Below are 18,358 nucleotides of genomic sequence, written 5' to 3'. Positions count from 1 at the left end.
TGCGTCATCCTTTAATCGTGATATTCGCCTTTGTCCCATTTTTCTAAAAATTCATCGAAGAAATGAGGATCAGCTTGATCTGCATTATGCGTTTCTAAATGTTTAATTTTTGCAATTAACTTTTCATTTTTTTCTGTTGGTTTATATTTAGCATCGATAAATGCTTCGATAATATCGCACATTAAAAGTTCACCAATGATTTTCCCACCAAAACCAATGACATTTGCATTGAGTTCTTCTTTAGCGTATAGTGCTGATGTCATATCACGTACAAGTGCTGCTCTAACGCCTGGGACTTTATTTACTGCATTGTTTATCCCTACACCTGTTCCGCAAATACAAATACCTAAATCTGCATTTCCACTAGTGACTTGTTCTCCTACTTTTTTTCCGAAGATTGGATAATGTGTTCTTGTAAAATCATAAGTCCCAACGTCAATGACTTCATGACCTTTTGATTTTAAGAATTGTGAAACTTCCATTTTTGTATCAGTTACTATATGATCGCAACCTAAAGCTATCTTCATTTTTTATCCTCCTTTAATTAGCACATTTTATTAAGCATATCTACACGTATTTGATGACGTCCGCCATCATAGTGACCATTAACGAATCCTTTAACTACATTTTTAGCTAAAGTATCCCCTACAATTTCTGAACCCATAGTGATCATTTTTGAATTGTTGTGACCTCTTGTCATATAAGCAGATCTTTCATCCGATACTTCTGCAGCAATCATGCCTTTAATTTTTGTAGCAGTCATAAAGCTACCTACACCAAAAGCATCGATTGCAATTCCTAAATTGTCATCGTTCTTTTGTACTTCTTTCGCTATGGCAAGTGTAGAATCAACGAAATCTAATTCTTTACCTTCTGTTACGTCTAAAACATCGAAATTCTTTTCAACTAGGTATGTTTTAATTAAATCTTTTAAACGTTTACCATCAACATCTGATCCAATAATGATTGTCATAAAAAATCTCCTTTTTGATTTATTAATTAAAAGCGACTTTCAAAAATTAGAGAAAAGGCTTTCAAATCTTCATGTTTAAATTATAAACGTAATCAAACATCAATTCAACATAATATGTTGTTATTTTGTTTGAATTCATAGTTTATTCAAACATTTATAATTAAATTGTGTGATTATCACACATTAATGTTTGGGAAATTGATTAAAACTGTTGAATTTATGAACAAAATAAAAACCTTGAATCGATTGATTCAAGGTTTTTGTTAATTTTAATATTATTCTACGACTTCAATATATGATTTTATTTGATCTAACTTTTCATTATCCGTTACATCCATAACGACTGCTGTCAAGTCATCTAAATGACAAAAAGATGTGAAATCTTCTTTTCCAACTTTCGAATGGTCGATGAGCAAATACTTCTCAATAGAATGTTCTAATGCAAGTTGTTGTGTATATGCTTCATCCATTGAAGAAGTCATGACAACACCATTTTTAACACCATTGCTACTAAAGAACATTTTACTAAAACGTAGTTTTTCAAGTATCGTATTGGCCATTTCACCTACAAATGCTTCGGTCAAATGTCTCATTTCCCCGCCTAATAAGTAGACACGGAAATTAGTGGTTTGTTTTTCTAATAGTATTTTGTATACAGGTAAACAATTCGTAATGACTGTAAGTGAATGATGATTAATCTCTTCTGCTAAAATTTCTACAGTAGTTCCAGGTCCTAAAAATAATGTATCACCATCTTCAATTAATGAAATTGCTTTTTTAGCTATATACCTTTTTTCTTCCATTTGATGTGTGTGTTTTTCTTTATGTAACATCTCTTTATACTGAAAAGTAGAGTTACTTCGTGCACCACCATGTATTTTCGTCAATATACCTTGGTTTTCAAGTTCTACTGGATCTCTTCTTACAGTCATATCGGAAACATTTAATCCATCTACTATTTCATTGGTTCTCACAGTTCCTTTTTTATTTACTAATTTAGCAATCGCATCTAAACGGTCGTGCTTATTCACTTTATTTTGCCTCCTTAATTAGGCTCTACAATATATTATTGATTGTAATATAATGATATTTAAACATAAATATTACTCACTATGTCTCTACTAATGTTTAACATGCTAGTTTTATGTAAATTCCATCTTATATTGACCCTTTATTAAATTACAGGCGTCTTCAATATCAATAGCTTTATTATTATAATATCATTGTAAAGTGTTTTTGTGATTGAGATAAAGTTAAAGTATAGATAAATTTTTATGAAAATGGGGTGTCTTTTTGAAGAATAAAATTGAATCTTTAAAAAATATACTAAATCAATCTAGTAACATTGTATTTTTTACAGGTGCAGGTGTTTCGGTAGCAAGCGGTGTACCTGACTTTCGCTCTATGGGAGGATTATTTGATGAAATATCTAAAGAAGGTTATTCTCCAGAATATTTATTAAGTCGCGATTATTTACAAGATGATCCAGAAGGTTTTATTAATTTTTGTCATAAAAGATTAATGTACATAGATAAGGCTCCAAATACTGTTCATCAATGGATCGCCCAATTAGAAGATGAGGAAAAATCTTTAGGTGTCATTACACAGAATATCGATGGATTCCATTCGGATGCAGGTAGCAAGCACGTAGATGAGTTGCATGGGTCACTTAACACCTTTTATTGCAATCAATGTCATCAACAATATTCTAAAAAAGACGTCATTGAAAGACAATTAAAGCAATGCGATATCTGCGGCGCAACTATTCGACCTGACATCGTATTATACGGGGAAATGTTGGATCAAAATGTTATAATGCGTGCAATACAGAAAATTGAAAATGCAGACACATTAGTTGTACTAGGCTCTTCTTTAGTGGTGCAACCTGCTGCTGGTCTCATATCCAATTTCAAAGGTGACAATTTAATTATTATCAATAAAGATAATACCCCTTATGACTCTTATGCTTCTTTAGTCATTAATGATGACATGATAGATGTTGTTTCAGAATTAAATAAATAACACAAAAAAAGCACTTCTCGATATTTCGAGAAGTGCTCGATTTACTCTAAACTCATTATGATAAATGATAGTTAATTGCTTGAGAAATATATTCTGTAATATATGGATTTTTGTATCGTTTAAAATAATTATTAAACCTTTCATCATTTTGATATGTATCTGCTATTAAACAAAGCATTTGATTATCAAAAATTCCAATTTGGTTCATAAAATCTTTCCACTCATATACGACATCATACGCATTTCTAGCATTCACTTTATGTAAAGACAGATTATTAAATTTTTGAAAGATTTCTTCAAACTTTTTCATTTTTTCTTCATTAAATAGAGTTTCACCATTAGATATAATGAATTCTTTATAAGTATCTGTATGTCCATATTTTAATTTTGCTTCTTCTCGATATTGCTCTAAAGGTATACTATTTAATTCTTCAATTTCAGTAATTGGAACATCTTTAATATACTTTTCAATTGCACTCTTTGTATTTTCTAAACTTTCTATTTTTCTCTTTAAAATTTCTTTCTGATTTTGTAATACTAATTTCAATTCACTATCATTTTTATTGATAATTTTACTTATATCTTTAATACTCATATCCATGTTTTTTAATAACATTATTTTTTGTAACTTTACTAAATCTTTCTGAGAATATATACGATGATTGCTTTCATTCTTTTTAACTTTTAGTAATGCAATTTCATCATAATAATGTAGTGTTCTTTTGGTTACCCCTGTTATTTTCATAATGTCTTTTAAACTATATTGGTATTCCAAAATGCTTCCACCTCATTTAAAATTTCATTTGCTGACATTATTGTTGCTTTTTCAATACTAGATTTTGTTTTTTCTAAATAATATTTTATTAAGTAATACCCACATGCATAACCAGCAGCGTATGGTATCCCCTTAGATTTGCCACCATATGATTTTGAAATTTCATCACCATATAAATAAGGGATTGATTCAAAAATATTATTAATAGTTAAATTATTCTTTATAAGATTTTTGATTAATTTTTGGTTCTTATTCCAGTCTGTTGATGTTACCCATGGACCTATATAATCTGTACCATATAATGATTCCACAAAATTTTCTGCTAAACCTTCAGCTACAATTAATTCTGCTAATGAACCACCATCCCAATCAACATATTGATATCTAATATTATGATTAATTTCATGAGCAATTGCACTTTTAACTCTACTTAATGTATAACTATTAGGTACTAATGATAAAATAATGTACCCTGGTATGCCCCCATCCCCAACATAATTTTGATTCAAGAACATAGTGGGTTTATTTTCATCACCTAATAAAGCTGTAAATATATATTCTTTTATTTTAGGTTGAACATCAGACATTTCAAATCGATTTATTGCACGCTTTATTGAATGTTCACAATCATTCCAAAAATGGTTGTCCATTTCTTTTATCTTGTCTATGTCATTTAATTTAATCTCACTAGGAATAATATGCGATTGTCCTAAATATGAAAATATATCAAAATTATTACTGCTCTCTTTATCAAAAGGGATCTGCTGTATTTGAAACTTCATTTCAAACTCTCTAAGTACTTTCTCTTTAAAATATTTGTTTCGTTTATCTTTTTCCATACTAACAAGTTGTCTGTATACTTCATCAGATCTAATTAATTTTATATTGTACATATGATTTTTACCTCCTTACAACTAACATAAGGGATAACGTAACGTTACTTTCAAGAAATATTTATAATTAATATTAACTTTAAATAACACAAAAAAGCACTTCTCGATATTTCGAGAAGTGCTTTTTGCTCAATTATGTGTAAACCAATTGGTTTGCGAACAAGTTCGCAACAATCTTGGCAATATTAACGTTTTGAGAATTGAGGTGAACGACGAGCTTTTTTAAGACCTGGTTTTTTACGTTCTTTCATACGTGGGTCACGTGTTAATAATCCAGCGCGTTTTAAAGAACCTCTGTATTCAGGATCTGCTTCTAATAATGCACGAGCGATTCCGTGACGGATAGCTTGTGCTTGTCCTGTGAATCCACCACCGTGAACGTTAACTAAAACGTCATAGTTACCTTTAGTTTCAGTAACATCGAATGGTTGGTTTAAGTCTAAGATTAATGATTCAAATGGTAAGTAGTCACGTACGTCACGGTTGTTAACTTTGATGTTACCTTCACCTGGTACTAAACGTACACGTGCTACTGAGTTTTTACGACGGCCTGTGCCTTTATATTCAACTTGTGCCAATGTAATTTCCTCCTTCTAATTAACCACGTAACTCGTAGTTTTCTGGTTGTTGTGCAGCGTGTGGATGTTCAGCGCCACCATATACAAATAATTTTTTACCTTGTTTTTCGCCTAAACGACTGCTTGGTAGCATACCTTTAATTGAAGTTTCAAGTAAACGTTCTGGGTTAGTTCTTCTTAATTCACCAGCAGAAATTGATTTTAAACCACCTGGGTGATTTGAGTGACGGTAATACATTTTGTCTTGTTCTTTATTACCAGTGAATTGAATTTTTGAAGCGTTGATAATGATTACATAATCACCTGTATCAACGTGTGGTGTATAAGTTACTTTATTTTTACCGCGTAAGATAGATGCTACTTCTGATGATAAACGACCTAATGTTTGGCCTTCAGCATCGATAACATACCATTTGCGCTCAATGTTTGATTCATTTGCCATAAATGTTTGACGCATAATAATTGTCCTCCTAAAAATAAATGCTTCGTTTTAGACTCTAGACAAACTTGATTAACAATCGTTACTTCCGTAATGTCTATATTCTATTTGGTTTGATTTAAAAATTGTTACGATTTAAAGCGTAGATTTCATTTATTTTGTTAACTGTTGTTCTATTTTGCTTATATATCTTGTAACACAATAAGATTCCGGGGCTTATCGTGGGGTGGATATAAAACAATACCGTTAATAATCTTATAATTTCATAGGCCTTTTGTCAATGCAATTCAATCATTTTGTAATGATTTTTTATAATGTATTTTAATTTGGTCTCCAAAGTCTTTAATTAGTGCTTTATCTGATAAATACACTTTTTCTAAATATAGCCCTTCGGATGGTGCTGTAAAAGGTATTTTATTCCTATTTTTCTCTTCTAGTAATTGGGGGATTTCTTCTGGACTTCTTTTACCTTTTCCTACTTCTATTAAAAAGGCAACTAGTACACGAACCATATTATATAAAAAGCCTGATCCGGTAACGATATAATCAAAGCCTTCATCAGTTTTAACTATTTCACTTTGGTATAAGGTCCTCACCTTACTCTCTACTTCTGTTTTTTGTGAACAGAATCCAGTAAAGTCGTGGGTACCTATAAATAGTTTGGCAGCTTCATTCATCTGATTTAAATCTAATGAATCTGCTATATACGTTTTCAATCCACTTTGAAATGGATCGCGATGCTTAGCTTGATAAACTTTATATCGATACCGTTTTCCTACACAATCATATCTACAATGAAAATCTTCATCGACTTGTTTAACAGATTTAACATATATATCATCTGGTAAGGCACTATTCATTGCATATTGCCATTTGCTATTTTCAATTTGTAATTCTGTATCAAAATGAAAATATTGTTGGTACGCGTGTACACCTCTATCAGTACGACTAGAAGGATGTATACGTATGTGCCGTTTATGCATTCTTTTTAGTATTTTTTCAAATTGTTGTTGTACAGTTCTACCTTGTTGTTGAATTTGAAATCCTAAAAATTGGTTACCTTGATATTCAATTTCTACTAAAATACGCAATCATTTACACTCCCATAAATTTAATTAACAATAATACACCCAATATAGGAATTAATAGTAACAATATCAATGTATCTCTCAGACGCCACTGAAGGAGTCTGTAGCTCGTTCTTTCTGCATGTGCATCATATCCCCTTACTTCCATAGCAATCGCTAATTCCTCTGCTCTTTGAAAGGCAGAAATAAACAATGGAATCATCAATGGAATAAATGCTTTAATTCTTGTTATGACGCCTCCAGAACTTATTTCTGAGCCTCTAGACTTTTGTGCTAAAATAATTTTGTCTAATTCATCCATAAGTGTTGGTATAAATCTTAATGCGATAGACATCATCATACTTAATTGATGTACAGGTAGCTTCAACCATTTTAAAGGTGTTAATAATTTTTCAAACGCATCTGTCAAATCAATAGGACTTGTTGAAAGCGTCATTACAGTCGCTATCATAACAATAAAGATTAAACGTAAAGAAATATAAACGCCTTCTAAAATCCCATTACTTTCAATAGATATAAAGTGCCAATGTAAAAGGATTGTTCCACCTTTTGTAAAAAATACGTGCATTAAAAATGTAAATATTAAAAAGACAAATATTGGTGTTAATCCTTTAATTAAAAACATAAAATTAATTTTAGCCATTCTCACAATTAATAAAATCAATATAAACAACCATGCATACGTACCAAAGGAATGGCATAAAAAGATAAAAATAATAAAAACGAACACAAATATGAGTTTTGATCTTGGATCTAAATGGTGTATAAATGAATTGCTAGGAAGATATCGTCCAATTATTAATTTATTTTTCATTTTGCCACTCCCTGTACAACTCAGCGAATTCTTCCTCTGTTAAAGCAGTGGATGGTAATTTTGTCTGATATTTTGTTTCAAAGTCTTTTTGTAAACAAACAACATCCGGTAAGGTGATATGCCATTGTTTAAGTATGTCAGGTTGACTAAAAAGCGTTCTAGGATTTTCAATTGCCTGTACCTCACCTTTTTGCATTACAATGATTTCTTCAGCGTATTTAGCAACATCATTCATATCATGAGTCACTAGTATAATTGTCTTATGCTGCTCTAATTGTAATTTTTTTAGTAAAGTCATAACTTGATGTTTACTTTTAGGGTCTAAACCTGCTGTTGGCTCATCGACAACGATAATATCTGGATCCATAGCTAAAATAGAAACTAATGCTAATTTTCTCATTTGACCACCCGACATTTGAAACGGTGATAGAGACATGACATTTCGTGAAAAACCAAGTTCTAATAACATATCAAAAGCATTATTTTTCACTTCTTGTACATTCATGTTGAAATTTTTCGGTCCAAATTCAATTTCCTTTTCTACAGTATCTTCAAAAAGCTGTGATTCTGGAAACTGGAATACCATACCTACATGTTTACGTATGGGTCTTAAAAACTTATCTTTTGTTTTACTGTCTATATGCTTTTCATTAAAATCTATTGAACCACTTGTAGGTTTTAGAAGCGCATTTATATGTTGAATCAATGTTGATTTGCCACTACCAGTTTGTCCCACAATGGCATAATAATGGCCTTGTTTAAATCTAAGTGAAATATTATTTAAAGCCTTGAACTCATATGGTGTTTTAGGTTGGTAAATATAACTCACATTATTCATATTTAAACTCATAATTGATTAACCAACCCTTCATATGTGACAAATGATGAACTTTCAAACAATAATTGATTCATTTTCATAGAAAAAGGTAGTTCAAGCCCTATTTTCATGAGTTGATCAACATCATTATAGATTTCACTTGGTTTACCTTGTTTATAAATTCTTCCGTGATTCATAACAATAATATTATCTGCGTTCATCGTTTCAGATAAATCATGGGTAATAGAAATGATAGTAATTTGTTGTTCCTTTTGAAGTTCTTTTACTAATTGTAATAATGATGATTTAGCTACAGGATCTAACATTGATGTAGCTTCATCTAAAATGATAACTGACGGATTTAATGCTAAAACACTAGCAATAGCTACTCTTTGTTTTTGACCTCCTGATAATGAATGTGGTTCATATTCTGCTAAATCTAACATATCAACTTGTTTAAGTGCAGTTGTTACTTTTTCCTGCATTTCATGATAAGGTACTGAATGATTTTCCAGACCAAAGGCAACATCATACTTAACAATTGCTCCTACAAATTGATTATCTGGATTTTGAAAGACAATGCCAATCTGCTTTCTTATTTGGGCTATATTATCTTTATTAATTTTATGATTATTAAACAAGATTTGCCCTTCATCTGATTCTTCAATACCTACCATTAGTTTAGTAACAGTTGATTTACCTGAACCATTGTGACCAACTATACTCGTCCATTGACCTCGAGGAATATGAAATGATACGTCATTTAAAGTGAAGGCAGAATCACTTTGGTATTTAAATGATACATTTTTAAATTCAATAATATTATCTTCTTCCTTCACTTTTATTCCCCCTTTTAATTTTAATTACCTTTAACATTTTACATTATTTAATATCATATGTATACGTGTTCATAATGATTAAAAGTATTTTGTATGTAGAACTATAATGTATTAAAAAAAGCTGAAGATATGAATATCTCAGCTTAAAAATAAAAAAGCGCGCACCCCATCAGTTTTGTTGAGTTCACGCTTTAATTTAATATTTAGTTTGATGGGGTACTCTGAGCTAGACAATGTCTGTATGTGGCAGACATTATCGTTGCACTCATTTGCTTTATATATAAGTAGTTAGTGTATTTATAGTTAAATTATACTAATTCGATAATTACTGATTCAGCACCGTCACCACGACGAGGGCCTTCTTTAAGAATACGAGTATAACCACCTTGGCGGTCTGTATAACGTTCAGCGATTTCACCGAATAATTTTTGAAGAGCAGTTTGAGTAGTTTCATCTTCGTTTAAGATTTCAACATTTTGTAATGTTTTAGCTGCATTACGACGAGAAGCTAAATCTCCTTTTTTACCTAAAGTGATTAATTTCTCAACAACACTGCGAACTTCTTTTGCACGAGCTTCTGTAGTTTCAATACGCTCACTTACGATAAGTGAAGTAGCTAAGTTACGTAACATAGCTTTACGTTGATCAGAAGTACGACCTAATTTTCTGTAACCCATGAGTTAACCTCCTTTATCAATCTTCTTTTCTTAATCCTAATCCTAAATCTTCTAATTTATATTTTACTTCTTCAAGAGATTTACGACCTAAATTACGCACTTTCATCATGTCAGCTTCAGATTTATCAGCTAACTCTTGTACAGAATTGATTCCTGCGCGTTTCAAGCAGTTATAAGAACGTACAGATAAGTCTAATTCTTCAATAGACATTTCTAATACTTTTTCTTTTTGATCTTCCTCTTTTTCAATCATGATTTCAGCATTTTGTGCTTCATCAGTTAGACCTATAAAGATATTCAAGTGTTCAGTCATTATTTTTGCTGCTAATGATACTGATTCTTGAGGAGTGATTGAACCATTAGTCCAAACATCTAAAGTTAATTTATCAAAATCACTACTTTGACCTACACGTGTATTTTCTACTGTATAGTTAACACGTTCTACAGGTGAATATAGTGAATCTACTGGAATTACACCAATTGGTAAATCACTAGTATTATTTGTTTCAGCTAATGCGTAACCTCTACCCTTATTAGCAACAAGACGAACTTTTAAATGTCCACCTTTAGAAACAGTAGCAATTTTAAGTTCAGGATTTAAAATCTCTACATCACTGTCGTGAGTAATATCACTTGCAGTAACTTCACCTTCATCCTTAACATCGATTTCTAAAGTTTTATCTTCTTCAGAATAGATTTTTAATGCTAGCTTTTTGATGTTCATAATAATAGTAGATACATCTTCAACAACATTATCTACCGCTGAGAATTCGTGTAACACGCCTTCAATTTCGATGTACTTAACTGCTGATCCTGGTAATGAAGATAGTAGGATACGACGTAAGGAGTTTCCTAGTGTAGTACCGTAGCCACGTTCAAGTGGTTCAACAACGAACTTACCGAATTTAGCATCTTCACTAATTTCAATTGTCTCAATTCTAGGTTTTTCGATTTCTATCATTTACAAATATCCTCCTTAAATACGTCGACTTGATTTATACTGTTTGCTCAGTGACCTGTAACAACACAACCATAAATTAGACGCGACGACGTTTTGGTGGACGACAACCATTATGTGGTACTGGAGTAACGTCTCTGATTGCTGTTACTTCAAGTCCTGCTGATTGTAATGCACGGATAGCTGATTCACGGCCTGGTCCAGGTCCTTTAACTGTTACTTCTACAGTTTTTAAACCATGTTCCATAGCTGTTTTAGAAGCTGTTTCAGACGCCATTTGCGCTGCGAATGGTGTTGATTTTTTAGATCCTTTGAATCCTAATGCACCAGCAGATGACCATGATAATGCATTACCGAATTCATCAGTAATCGTTACAATTGTATTATTGAATGTTGAACGGATGTGTGCAACACCACTTTCAATATTCTTTTTCACTTTACGTTTACGAGATACTTGTTTACGTGCCATTTATTATTTGCCTCCTTTACCGATTATTTTTTCTTGTTCGCTACAGTTTTAACTGGGCCTTTACGCGTACGAGCGTTGTTTTTAGTTTTTTGACCGCGAACTGGTAAGCCACGACGGTGACGAATACCACGGTATGATGAAATTTCCATTAAACGTTTAATGTTTAAGTTTTGCTCACGACGTAAGTCACCTTCTACTTTGTAGCTATCAACTACTTCACGGATGCGACCTAATTCATCGTCAGTTAAATCTTTTACGCGAGTGTCAGCTGATACGTTAGCTTCTTCAACGATTTTTTTCGCTGTAGAAGTACCAATACCATATACATAAGTTAAAGAAATAACAACGCGTTTTTCACGTGGAATATCCACTCCTGCAATACGTGCCATATACATTTACACCTCTCTTTTATTAACCTTGTCTTTGTTTGTGTTTTGGATTTTCACAAATTACCATTACTTTACCTTTACGTTTAATGACTTTACATTTTTCGCAAATTGGTTTTACTGATGGTCTTACTTTCATTTTAATACCTCCCTATATTATGGAGTGACGATTATTTATAACGATAAGTAATTCTACCGCGTGATAAATCATACGGAGACATCTCAACAGTTACTTTGTCGCCAGGTAGAATTCGAATGTAGTTCATTCTAATTTTTCCACTTACATGTGCTAAAATTTCATGACCATTTTCTAATTCTACTTTAAACATTGCGTTTGGTAAAGTATCTAATACAGTACCTTCTAATTCAATAACATCTTGTTTAGCCATTGATTAACTTCCCCCTTTTTGCAATAGTAAGGTTATCGTCAATAGACAACTTCAACGATACGAATCTATTAGTGACTAGCTTTAATAAGTTTAACAAAAATTACGGGAATTAATTATCGTTATTTGTCACTCATATTAAATTGTATATTACAGTGTTAGTAAACATTCACATCAACATAGATCGTAAAAGTTGATCTATTGTAATTGGTCTAAGATATCAATGACATCAGTAGTAACCTCTTCAATATCTTTTGAACCATCAATATTTTTCAATACACCTTTATTATCATAATATTCTAATATAGGTTTTGATTGTTTAACATTGACTTTCAAACGATTTGAAACAGTTTCCGGATTATCATCTTCACGTTGATATAATTTACCGCCATCAAGATCACAAATACCTTCAACTTTTGGAGGATTAAATACAAGATGATAAGTTGTACCACAATTCTCACAGATACGACGACCTGTAAGACGATTCATTAGTTCTTCCTCTGGAACTTCGATATTGATGACAGCATCAATATTTCTATCAAGTTCAGCCATAATTGAATTTAAAGCTTCTGCTTGATCGATTGTTCTAGGGAAACCATCTAATAAAAATCCTTTTTTTGCATCGTCTTCAGAAATTCTTTCTTTAACGATACCCACAGTAACTTCATCAGGGACTAATTCTCCACGATCCATGTATGATTTAGCTTCTTTACCTAAATCAGTTTCATCTTTAATCGCTTTTCTGAACATGTCACCAGTAGATATGTGTGGTATTGGGAATTTCTTAACAATTTCACTCGCTTGAGTTCCTTTACCTGCTCCAGGTAAGCCCATTAAAATGATATTCATAAGTGCCCTCCTACAAATTATCTACCACCAAAGCCTTTATACTCTTTTTGATTTACTTGTGCTTCTAATGATTTCATAGTCTCAATAGCAACACCAATAACGATTAGTAAACTTGTACCACCAATTTGAATTGATCTTGGTAATCCCATAAACTTAGTCGCTAAAATCGGTAAAATTGCAATGACAGCTAAGAAAATAGAGCCAACAAATGTTAATCGATAAAGCACTTTAGTAATATATTTTTTCGTTTGTTCACCAGGACGAATTCCTGGGACATAACTACCTTGCTTCTTAAGGTTGTCAGCCATTTTTTCTGGATTAACTTGAACAAATGCATAAAAATATGCAAATGCAATGATTAATACAATATAGATAACCATTCCTATGTTGCTTGATGGATTTGCTGTATCAGCTATTTGTTGTGCCCATTCAGCTTTAGGGAAAAATAGCGTCAACGTTCTTGGTAATAAGAAAAATGCCATCGCAAAGATAACAGGAATAACACCAGCTGAGTTAACTTTTAAAGGTAGATAAGTTGCTTGTGAACCTAATCGTTGAGCTGTTTGTTTCTTTGCATATTGAATAGGAATTTTACGTTTCGCTTCAAGTACAAATATTGCACCTACTGTTAACAGTACTAATGCAACAATGAGTGCTACTATTTTTAACCAAGCTAAAGACGTATCTTCTTGGCCCACAAAAGCTTGTTGGCCTGCTTGAATAATACTTGATGGTAACGTTGATAAAATACCTGCAAAGATGATAAGTGAAATACCATTACCAACACCAAACTGAGTGATTTGGTCACCAAGCCATATCAAGAATGCAGTTCCTGCTGTTAAAGTTAGTGCAATCAATAAATAACTATATACAGAATGACTTACAATTAAGCGACCACCATATAAGTTATTAAATTGGAACGACATACCTATTGACTGAATGAATGCTAATATAATAGCGAAATAACGTGTTACATTGTTGATTTTTCTTCTACCTACATCACCTTGTTTAGCCCATTCAGAGAACTTAGGAACAATATCCATCTGTAATAATTGCATTACGATAGATGCGGTAATGTATGGCATGATTCCCATCGCAAATATTGAAAAGTTCTTCAAGGCTCCACCACCGAAAGTATTAAGTAAATCAGTGACACCTTGAGAACCTTTTGCTGCTTGATCAAAAGCATTAGGATTTACTCCAGGAGCTGGAATATAAGTCCCAATCTTAAAGATCACTAACATTGCTAGAGTGAAGAAAATCTTGTTTCGAACTTCTTTAGTTTTAAAGAAGCTCACAAGCGTTTGAAACATTAGATCACCTCGTGTGCTCCACCTTTAGCATCAATAGCTTCTGCTGCTGAAGTTGAGAACTTATGAGCTTTCACTGTTAATTTTTTATCTAGTGAGCCGTTACCTAGTACTTTAATACCAGATTTTTCGTTCTTAACAACACCAGATTCTACTAATAAAGCTGGAGTTACTTCAGTACCATCTTCGAATTGATTAAGTTGGTCTAAGTTAACAATAGCATATTCTTTACGATTTATGTTAGTGAAACCACGTTTTGGTAAACGACGGAATAATGGTAATTGTCCACCTTCAAATCCAGGTCTTACTTTACCACCTGAACGTGCTTTTTGACCTTTATGTCCACGGCCACTTGTTTTACCATTACCAGTTGCTGCACCACGACCTACACGGTTACGTTCTTTACGTGAACCTTCTGCTGGTTTTAACTCATGTAATTTCATGTCGGCACCTCCTTAATTATTTTTCTTCTACTGTTAATAAATGTTTAACTTTGTTGATTTGCCCACGAATAGCAGGGTTATCTTCAACAACTACTGAGCTATTAGTCTTTTTAAGACCTAAAGCTTCAACAGTTTTACGTTGTGTTTCAGGACGACCAATAACACTACGAGTGAGGGTGATTTGTAATTTAGCCATAACTTATTTTCCCTCCTTAATTATATAATTCTTCAACTGTTTTGCCGCGTAATTTCGCAACATCTTCAGCGTTTTTAAGGTTTTGTAAACCATTTAAAGTTGCACGAACCATGTTGATTGGTGTGTTTGAACCTAATGATTTACTTAAGATATCAGTGATACCTGCTAATTCTAATACCGCACGAACTGGTCCACCAGCGATAACACCAGTACCAGGAGCTGCAGGTTTCATGAATACACTACCTGAACCATAACGGCCAGTGATTGTGTGAGGTGTAGTACCTTCAACACGTGGAACTACAACTAAATCTTTTTTAGCTGCTTCTACAGCTTTTTTGATTGCTTCAGGTACCTCTTGTGCTTTACCAGTACCGAAACCTACACGACCATTTTTGTCTCCAACTACTACTAATGCAGTGAAACGGAAACGACGTCCACCTTTAACAACTTTAGCAACACGATTGATTGTAACAACGCGTTCTTCAAATTCTTTCGTTTCTTCTTCTCTACGAGCCATGTATTTGTCCCTCCTTTAAATTAAAATTCTAAACCGTTTTCTCTAGCAGCTTCTGCTAATGCTTTAACGCGTCCGTGGTATAAGTAACCTCCACGATCGAATACGATTTCTTTAATTCCTTTATCACTTGCTTTTTTAGCAATTGTTTCGCCAACTTTTGTAGATAAATCAACTTTAGTTGCTGATTCGTTAGCAATATCTTTATCTTTAGATGAAGCTTGAGCTAATGTTTCGCCTTTAACATCATCAATGATTTGTGCGTAAATGTGTTTGTTTGAACGATATACATTTAAACGTGGCTTTTCAGCTGTACCTGATAATTTAGTACGAACACGTGAATGTCTTTTCAAACGCACTTTATTTTTATCAATTTTACTGATCATTTCAATACTCCTTTCTGTAGAGTGTTATCTATTATTTACCAGTTTTACCTTCTTTACGGCGAACGTATTCACCTTGGTAACGAATACCTTTACCTTTATAAGGTTCTGGAGGTCTTACTGAACGGATGTTAGAAGCGATTGCTCCAACTTGCTCTTTAGATACACCAGAAACTTTAACAGTTGTGTTTTTCTCTACAGCGAAAGTAATTCCGTCTTCGGCTTTAATTTCAACTGGGTGAGAGTAACCAACGTTAAGTACTAAATCATTACCTTGCATTTGAGCACGGTAACCTACACCAACAAGTTCAAGTGTTTTTTCGAAACCTTGAGAAACACCTTGTACCATATTATTTAATAAAGCACGAGTTGTACCATGATCTGTTCTGTCATCTTTAGAATCAGATGGTCTTACAACTTCAATTGTGTTTTCTTCTTGTTTGAATGTCATTCTTTCGTTTAATGTTTTTGATAATTCACCTTTTGGACCTTTAACAGTTACATTATTTTTGTCAAAAGTTACTGTTACGTCACTAGGGATGTCAATAATTTTCTTACCAACACGACTCATGTTATGGCACCTCCTTATTATTTATTACCAAACGTATGCGATAATTTCTCCACCAACATTACGTTTTCTTGCTTCTTTATCAGTGATAACACCTTCAGAAGTTGATACTAATGCAATACCTAAACCATTAAGTACTTTTGGTACTTCGTTAGCTTTAGCATAAACACGTAAACCTGGTTTTGAAATACGTTTTAATCCTGTGATAACACGTTCATTGTTTTGACCATATTTTAAGAATAAACGAATAACACCTTGTTTATCGTCTTCTACGTATTCAACGTTTTTAATGAAACCTTCATTTTTTAAGATTTCAGCAATTTCTTTTTTGATATTAGACGCAGGTAATTCTAATTTATCGTGACGAACCATGTTTGCGTTTCTTACACGAGTTAGCATATCTGCGATTGGATCTGTCATTGTCATTGATTGTTGCCTCCTTTCAGACTCTTGTTTATTACCAGCTAGCTTTGCGTACGCCAGGAATTTGGCCTTTGTAAGCTAATTCACGGAAACAAATACGGCATAATTTAAATTTACGATATACAGAATGTGGACGACCACAGCGTTCACAACGAGTGTATTCACGAACTGCGAATTTTTGTTTTTTTTGTTGCTTAGCAACCATTGAAGTTTTAGCCACTTAATTAGCCTCCTTTTAGAGATTATTTACGAAATGGCATACCGAAGTTTGATAACAATTCACGAGCTTCCTCGTCAGTGTTAGCAGTAGTTACGATAACAATATCCATTCCTCTTACTTTGCTTACTTTATCATAATCGATTTCAGGGAAAATTAATTGTTCTTTAACACCTAATGTGTAGTTACCGCGACCATCGAATGCTTTTTTAGAAACACCTTGGAAGTCACGTACACGTGGTAGTGATACTGAAATAAGTTTATCTAAGAATTCATACATTCTTTCTCCGCGAAGTGTAACTTTCGCACCGATTGGCATACCTTCACGTAAACGGAATGTTGCAACTGATTTTTTAGCTTTAGTTACTAATGGTTTTTGACCAGTGATTAATTCTAACTCTTCAACAGCGTTATCTAACACTTTAGAGTTTTGAACAGCGTCACCTACACCCATGTTCACTACGATTTTGTCAATTTTTGGTACTTCCATTACTGAACTATAGTTAAATTTCTTTACTAAGTTCTCAGTAACTTCAGAATTGAATTTTTCTTTTAAACGGTTCAAAGTGGATCCTCCTTTCAACTAGTAATTAATTATTAGATTTAATTTCTTCGCCAGATTTTTTTGCAATACGAACTTTTTTACCATCAACAAATTTGTAACCTACACGAGTTGGTTCGTTTGTTTTAGGGTCTAATAATTGTACGTTAGAAACATGGATAGCTGCCTCTGTTTCTAAAATTCCACCTTCAGGGTTTAATTGAGTTGGTTTTTGGTGTTTTTTAATAACGTTAACACCTTCCACAACGACACGGTCACGTTTAGGTTCAGTAGCTACTACTTTACCTTCTTTACCTTTGTCTTTACCTGCGATAACTTTTACGTTGTCACCTTTTTTGATATGCATGTGGGCACCTCCTTATATATTTTGGTTATTTGATTTTATAGTACTTCTGGTGCTAATGATACGATTTTCATGAAGTTACCTTCACGTAATTCACGAGCAACAGGACCAAAGATACGAGTACCACGTGGGCCTTTGTCATCACGAATGATAACACATGCATTTTCGTCAAATTTGATATATGAACCATCGTTACGGCGTACACCTGATTTAGTACGTACTACAACAGCTTTGACAACATCGCCTTTTTTAACAACGCCACCTGGTGTTGCATTTTTAACAGTACATACGATAATATCGCCGATGTTCGCTGTTTTGCGACCAGATCCACCTAATACTTTAATTGTAAGAACTTCACGAGCACCAGAGTTGTCTGCTACTTTTAAACGTGTCTCTTGTTGGATCATTAGTTAAACCTCCCTTATCTCTAATCTTG

30 protein-coding genes are annotated in these 18,358 nt (G+C 33.0%); 1 reads left to right on the top strand and 29 read right to left on the bottom strand.

Going from position 1 to position 18,358, the window contains the following annotated elements; all coding sequences use genetic code 11:
- Positions 1-11 precede the first annotated feature (11 nt).
- The 3 genes from lacB to ssp1_RS03485 form a co-directional block, all read right to left on the bottom strand.
- Positions 12-527: a galactose-6-phosphate isomerase subunit LacB gene (gene lacB, locus ssp1_RS03495; RefSeq protein ID WP_002450495.1), complete on the bottom strand. Its 516-nt coding sequence runs from the start codon at positions 525-527 to the stop codon at positions 12-14.
- A 17-nt stretch (positions 528-544) separates the two neighbouring features.
- Complete coding sequence (gene lacA / locus ssp1_RS03490; RefSeq protein WP_002450496.1) at positions 545-973, bottom strand: galactose-6-phosphate isomerase subunit LacA; 429 nt, start codon at positions 971-973, stop codon at positions 545-547.
- 275 nt (positions 974-1,248) lie between these two features.
- Positions 1,249-2,004 (bottom strand): DeoR/GlpR family DNA-binding transcription regulator, encoded by a 756-nt coding sequence (locus ssp1_RS03485; protein WP_075778424.1) that lies wholly within the window; start codon positions 2,002-2,004, stop codon positions 1,249-1,251.
- A 262-nt stretch (positions 2,005-2,266) separates the two neighbouring features.
- Here ssp1_RS03485 and ssp1_RS03480 point away from each other — a divergent pair, with 262 nt between their 5' ends.
- Positions 2,267-2,995, top strand: a complete 729-nt coding sequence (locus ssp1_RS03480; RefSeq protein ID WP_002450498.1) for an NAD-dependent protein deacylase — start codon at positions 2,267-2,269, stop codon at positions 2,993-2,995.
- Positions 2,996-3,050: 55 nt separating this feature from the next.
- Here ssp1_RS03480 and ssp1_RS03475 read toward each other — a convergent pair whose 3' ends face one another.
- The 26 genes from ssp1_RS03475 to rplN form a co-directional block, all read right to left on the bottom strand.
- Positions 3,051-3,770, bottom strand: a complete 720-nt coding sequence (locus ssp1_RS03475; protein ID WP_075778425.1) for a MerR family transcriptional regulator — start codon at positions 3,768-3,770, stop codon at positions 3,051-3,053.
- Positions 3,749-4,663: a DUF2268 domain-containing putative Zn-dependent protease gene (locus tag ssp1_RS03470; RefSeq protein ID WP_075778426.1), complete on the bottom strand. Its 915-nt coding sequence runs from the start codon at positions 4,661-4,663 to the stop codon at positions 3,749-3,751. The genes ssp1_RS03475 and ssp1_RS03470 overlap by 22 nt, the downstream gene beginning before the upstream one ends.
- A gap of 185 nt (positions 4,664-4,848) precedes the next feature.
- The gene (gene rpsI, locus ssp1_RS03465) at positions 4,849-5,241 is read right to left on the bottom strand and encodes a 30S ribosomal protein S9 (protein ID WP_002450501.1); all 393 of its coding nucleotides are present in this window, start codon (positions 5,239-5,241) and stop codon (positions 4,849-4,851) included.
- A 19-nt stretch (positions 5,242-5,260) separates the two neighbouring features.
- Positions 5,261-5,698, bottom strand: coding sequence for a 50S ribosomal protein L13 (rplM, locus tag ssp1_RS03460; protein WP_002450502.1), 438 nt, complete (start codon positions 5,696-5,698; stop codon positions 5,261-5,263).
- A gap of 269 nt (positions 5,699-5,967) precedes the next feature.
- A complete protein-coding gene (gene truA, locus ssp1_RS03455) occupies positions 5,968-6,771 on the bottom strand; it encodes a tRNA pseudouridine(38-40) synthase TruA (protein ID WP_075778427.1) in 804 nt (267 codons plus the stop codon).
- Between the two features lie 4 nt (positions 6,772-6,775).
- Positions 6,776-7,582 carry an energy-coupling factor transporter transmembrane component T family protein gene (locus tag ssp1_RS03450; RefSeq protein ID WP_075778428.1) on the bottom strand — a complete coding sequence of 269 codons (807 nt, stop codon included), beginning with the start codon at positions 7,580-7,582 and terminating at the stop codon, positions 6,776-6,778.
- Positions 7,572-8,432, bottom strand: coding sequence for an energy-coupling factor transporter ATPase (locus ssp1_RS03445; RefSeq protein ID WP_075778429.1), 861 nt, complete (start codon positions 8,430-8,432; stop codon positions 7,572-7,574). Before ssp1_RS03445 ends, ssp1_RS03450 begins: the two co-directional genes overlap by 11 nt.
- On the bottom strand, positions 8,429-9,238 hold the full coding sequence (locus tag ssp1_RS03440) for an energy-coupling factor transporter ATPase (protein WP_107532940.1): 810 nt from the start codon (positions 9,236-9,238) through the stop codon (positions 8,429-8,431). The genes ssp1_RS03445 and ssp1_RS03440 overlap by 4 nt, the downstream gene beginning before the upstream one ends.
- A gap of 308 nt (positions 9,239-9,546) precedes the next feature.
- Positions 9,547-9,915 carry a 50S ribosomal protein L17 gene (rplQ, locus tag ssp1_RS03435; protein ID WP_002466473.1) on the bottom strand — a complete coding sequence of 123 codons (369 nt, stop codon included), beginning with the start codon at positions 9,913-9,915 and terminating at the stop codon, positions 9,547-9,549.
- A gap of 16 nt (positions 9,916-9,931) precedes the next feature.
- Positions 9,932-10,876 carry a DNA-directed RNA polymerase subunit alpha gene (locus ssp1_RS03430; RefSeq protein ID WP_075778431.1) on the bottom strand — a complete coding sequence of 315 codons (945 nt, stop codon included), beginning with the start codon at positions 10,874-10,876 and terminating at the stop codon, positions 9,932-9,934.
- Positions 10,877-10,952: 76 nt separating this feature from the next.
- Positions 10,953-11,342: a 30S ribosomal protein S11 gene (rpsK, locus tag ssp1_RS03425; RefSeq protein WP_002450509.1), complete on the bottom strand. Its 390-nt coding sequence runs from the start codon at positions 11,340-11,342 to the stop codon at positions 10,953-10,955.
- A gap of 23 nt (positions 11,343-11,365) precedes the next feature.
- The gene (gene rpsM / locus ssp1_RS03420) at positions 11,366-11,731 is read right to left on the bottom strand and encodes a 30S ribosomal protein S13 (protein WP_002450510.1); all 366 of its coding nucleotides are present in this window, start codon (positions 11,729-11,731) and stop codon (positions 11,366-11,368) included.
- 22 nt (positions 11,732-11,753) lie between these two features.
- Complete coding sequence (gene rpmJ / locus ssp1_RS03415) at positions 11,754-11,867, bottom strand: 50S ribosomal protein L36 (RefSeq protein WP_000868342.1); 114 nt, start codon at positions 11,865-11,867, stop codon at positions 11,754-11,756.
- Between the two features lie 31 nt (positions 11,868-11,898).
- Positions 11,899-12,117 (bottom strand): translation initiation factor IF-1, encoded by a 219-nt coding sequence (gene infA / locus ssp1_RS03410; protein ID WP_001829792.1) that lies wholly within the window; start codon positions 12,115-12,117, stop codon positions 11,899-11,901.
- Positions 12,118-12,312: 195 nt separating this feature from the next.
- Positions 12,313-12,963 carry an adenylate kinase gene (locus ssp1_RS03405; protein WP_002450511.1) on the bottom strand — a complete coding sequence of 217 codons (651 nt, stop codon included), beginning with the start codon at positions 12,961-12,963 and terminating at the stop codon, positions 12,313-12,315.
- Between the two features lie 17 nt (positions 12,964-12,980).
- On the bottom strand, positions 12,981-14,276 hold the full coding sequence (gene secY / locus ssp1_RS03400; protein ID WP_002466482.1) for a preprotein translocase subunit SecY: 1,296 nt from the start codon (positions 14,274-14,276) through the stop codon (positions 12,981-12,983).
- Positions 14,276-14,716 carry a 50S ribosomal protein L15 gene (rplO, locus tag ssp1_RS03395; RefSeq protein ID WP_002450513.1) on the bottom strand — a complete coding sequence of 147 codons (441 nt, stop codon included), beginning with the start codon at positions 14,714-14,716 and terminating at the stop codon, positions 14,276-14,278. The genes secY and rplO overlap by 1 nt, the downstream gene beginning before the upstream one ends.
- A 16-nt stretch (positions 14,717-14,732) precedes the next feature.
- Positions 14,733-14,912, bottom strand: coding sequence for a 50S ribosomal protein L30 (gene rpmD / locus ssp1_RS03390; protein WP_001096576.1), 180 nt, complete (start codon positions 14,910-14,912; stop codon positions 14,733-14,735).
- Positions 14,913-14,928: 16 nt separating this feature from the next.
- Complete coding sequence (gene rpsE, locus ssp1_RS03385) at positions 14,929-15,429, bottom strand: 30S ribosomal protein S5 (RefSeq protein ID WP_002450514.1); 501 nt, start codon at positions 15,427-15,429, stop codon at positions 14,929-14,931.
- Positions 15,430-15,449: 20 nt separating this feature from the next.
- Positions 15,450-15,812, bottom strand: a complete 363-nt coding sequence (gene rplR, locus ssp1_RS03380) for a 50S ribosomal protein L18 (RefSeq protein WP_002450515.1) — start codon at positions 15,810-15,812, stop codon at positions 15,450-15,452.
- A 31-nt stretch (positions 15,813-15,843) separates the two neighbouring features.
- Complete coding sequence (gene rplF, locus ssp1_RS03375; protein ID WP_002450516.1) at positions 15,844-16,380, bottom strand: 50S ribosomal protein L6; 537 nt, start codon at positions 16,378-16,380, stop codon at positions 15,844-15,846.
- A 24-nt stretch (positions 16,381-16,404) separates the two neighbouring features.
- The gene (gene rpsH, locus ssp1_RS03370) at positions 16,405-16,803 is read right to left on the bottom strand and encodes a 30S ribosomal protein S8 (protein WP_002450517.1); all 399 of its coding nucleotides are present in this window, start codon (positions 16,801-16,803) and stop codon (positions 16,405-16,407) included.
- Positions 16,804-16,834: 31 nt separating this feature from the next.
- The gene (locus ssp1_RS03365) at positions 16,835-17,020 is read right to left on the bottom strand and encodes a type Z 30S ribosomal protein S14 (protein ID WP_001829713.1); all 186 of its coding nucleotides are present in this window, start codon (positions 17,018-17,020) and stop codon (positions 16,835-16,837) included.
- Positions 17,021-17,042: 22 nt separating this feature from the next.
- Positions 17,043-17,582 (bottom strand): 50S ribosomal protein L5, encoded by a 540-nt coding sequence (gene rplE / locus ssp1_RS03360; protein ID WP_002466470.1) that lies wholly within the window; start codon positions 17,580-17,582, stop codon positions 17,043-17,045.
- Positions 17,583-17,607: 25 nt separating this feature from the next.
- Entirely contained in the window at positions 17,608-17,925 is a 318-nt protein-coding gene (gene rplX / locus ssp1_RS03355; protein WP_002466469.1) for a 50S ribosomal protein L24, read from the bottom strand.
- 35 nt (positions 17,926-17,960) lie between these two features.
- Positions 17,961-18,329, bottom strand: coding sequence for a 50S ribosomal protein L14 (rplN, locus tag ssp1_RS03350; RefSeq protein ID WP_002432661.1), 369 nt, complete (start codon positions 18,327-18,329; stop codon positions 17,961-17,963).
- Positions 18,330-18,358: the final 29 nt, after the last annotated feature.

Origin of the sequence: Staphylococcus sp. M0911 (assembly GCF_003491325.1) — a bacterium.
Classification (GTDB): Bacteria; Bacillota; Bacilli; order Staphylococcales; family Staphylococcaceae; genus Staphylococcus; species Staphylococcus warneri_A.
Note: the sequence above shows the minus strand (reverse complement) of the source record. Positions and strands in the feature narration are given on the sequence as shown.

What these genes read in the sequence shown, in the direction of transcription:
- lacB (WP_002450495.1), bottom strand. Translation starts at nt 527, where the DNA reads ATGAAGATAGCTTTAGGTTGCGATCATATAGTAACTGATACAAAAATG.
- lacA (WP_002450496.1), bottom strand. Translation starts at nt 973, where the DNA reads ATGACAATCATTATTGGATCAGATGTTGATGGTAAACGTTTAAAAGAT.
- ssp1_RS03470 (WP_075778426.1), bottom strand. Translation starts at nt 4,663, where the DNA reads ATGTACAATATAAAATTAATTAGATCTGATGAAGTATACAGACAACTT.
- rplM (WP_002450502.1), bottom strand. Translation starts at nt 5,698, where the DNA reads ATGCGTCAAACATTTATGGCAAATGAATCAAACATTGAGCGCAAATGG.
- ssp1_RS03450 (WP_075778428.1), bottom strand. Translation starts at nt 7,582, where the DNA reads ATGAAAAATAAATTAATAATTGGACGATATCTTCCTAGCAATTCATTT.
- ssp1_RS03445 (WP_075778429.1), bottom strand. Translation starts at nt 8,432, where the DNA reads ATGAGTTTAAATATGAATAATGTGAGTTATATTTACCAACCTAAAACA.
- rplQ (WP_002466473.1), bottom strand. Translation starts at nt 9,915, where the DNA reads ATGGGTTACAGAAAATTAGGTCGTACTTCTGATCAACGTAAAGCTATG.
- ssp1_RS03430 (WP_075778431.1), bottom strand. Translation starts at nt 10,876, where the DNA reads ATGATAGAAATCGAAAAACCTAGAATTGAGACAATTGAAATTAGTGAA.
- rpsK (WP_002450509.1), bottom strand. Translation starts at nt 11,342, where the DNA reads ATGGCACGTAAACAAGTATCTCGTAAACGTAAAGTGAAAAAGAATATT.
- rpsM (WP_002450510.1), bottom strand. Translation starts at nt 11,731, where the DNA reads ATGGCACGTATTGCAGGAGTGGATATTCCACGTGAAAAACGCGTTGTT.
- rpmJ (WP_000868342.1), bottom strand. Translation starts at nt 11,867, where the DNA reads ATGAAAGTAAGACCATCAGTAAAACCAATTTGCGAAAAATGTAAAGTC.
- infA (WP_001829792.1), bottom strand. Translation starts at nt 12,117, where the DNA reads ATGGCTAAACAAGATGTTATTGAATTAGAAGGTACTGTATTAGATACT.
- ssp1_RS03405 (WP_002450511.1), bottom strand. Translation starts at nt 12,963, where the DNA reads ATGAATATCATTTTAATGGGCTTACCTGGAGCAGGTAAAGGAACTCAA.
- secY (WP_002466482.1), bottom strand. Translation starts at nt 14,276, where the DNA reads ATGTTTCAAACGCTTGTGAGCTTCTTTAAAACTAAAGAAGTTCGAAAC.
- rplO (WP_002450513.1), bottom strand. Translation starts at nt 14,716, where the DNA reads ATGAAATTACATGAGTTAAAACCAGCAGAAGGTTCACGTAAAGAACGT.
- rpmD (WP_001096576.1), bottom strand. Translation starts at nt 14,912, where the DNA reads ATGGCTAAATTACAAATCACCCTCACTCGTAGTGTTATTGGTCGTCCT.
- rpsE (WP_002450514.1), bottom strand. Translation starts at nt 15,429, where the DNA reads ATGGCTCGTAGAGAAGAAGAAACGAAAGAATTTGAAGAACGCGTTGTT.
- rplR (WP_002450515.1), bottom strand. Translation starts at nt 15,812, where the DNA reads ATGATCAGTAAAATTGATAAAAATAAAGTGCGTTTGAAAAGACATTCA.
- rplF (WP_002450516.1), bottom strand. Translation starts at nt 16,380, where the DNA reads ATGAGTCGTGTTGGTAAGAAAATTATTGACATCCCTAGTGACGTAACA.
- rpsH (WP_002450517.1), bottom strand. Translation starts at nt 16,803, where the DNA reads ATGACAATGACAGATCCAATCGCAGATATGCTAACTCGTGTAAGAAAC.
- rplX (WP_002466469.1), bottom strand. Translation starts at nt 17,925, where the DNA reads ATGCATATCAAAAAAGGTGACAACGTAAAAGTTATCGCAGGTAAAGAC.
- rplN (WP_002432661.1), bottom strand. Translation starts at nt 18,329, where the DNA reads ATGATCCAACAAGAGACACGTTTAAAAGTAGCAGACAACTCTGGTGCT.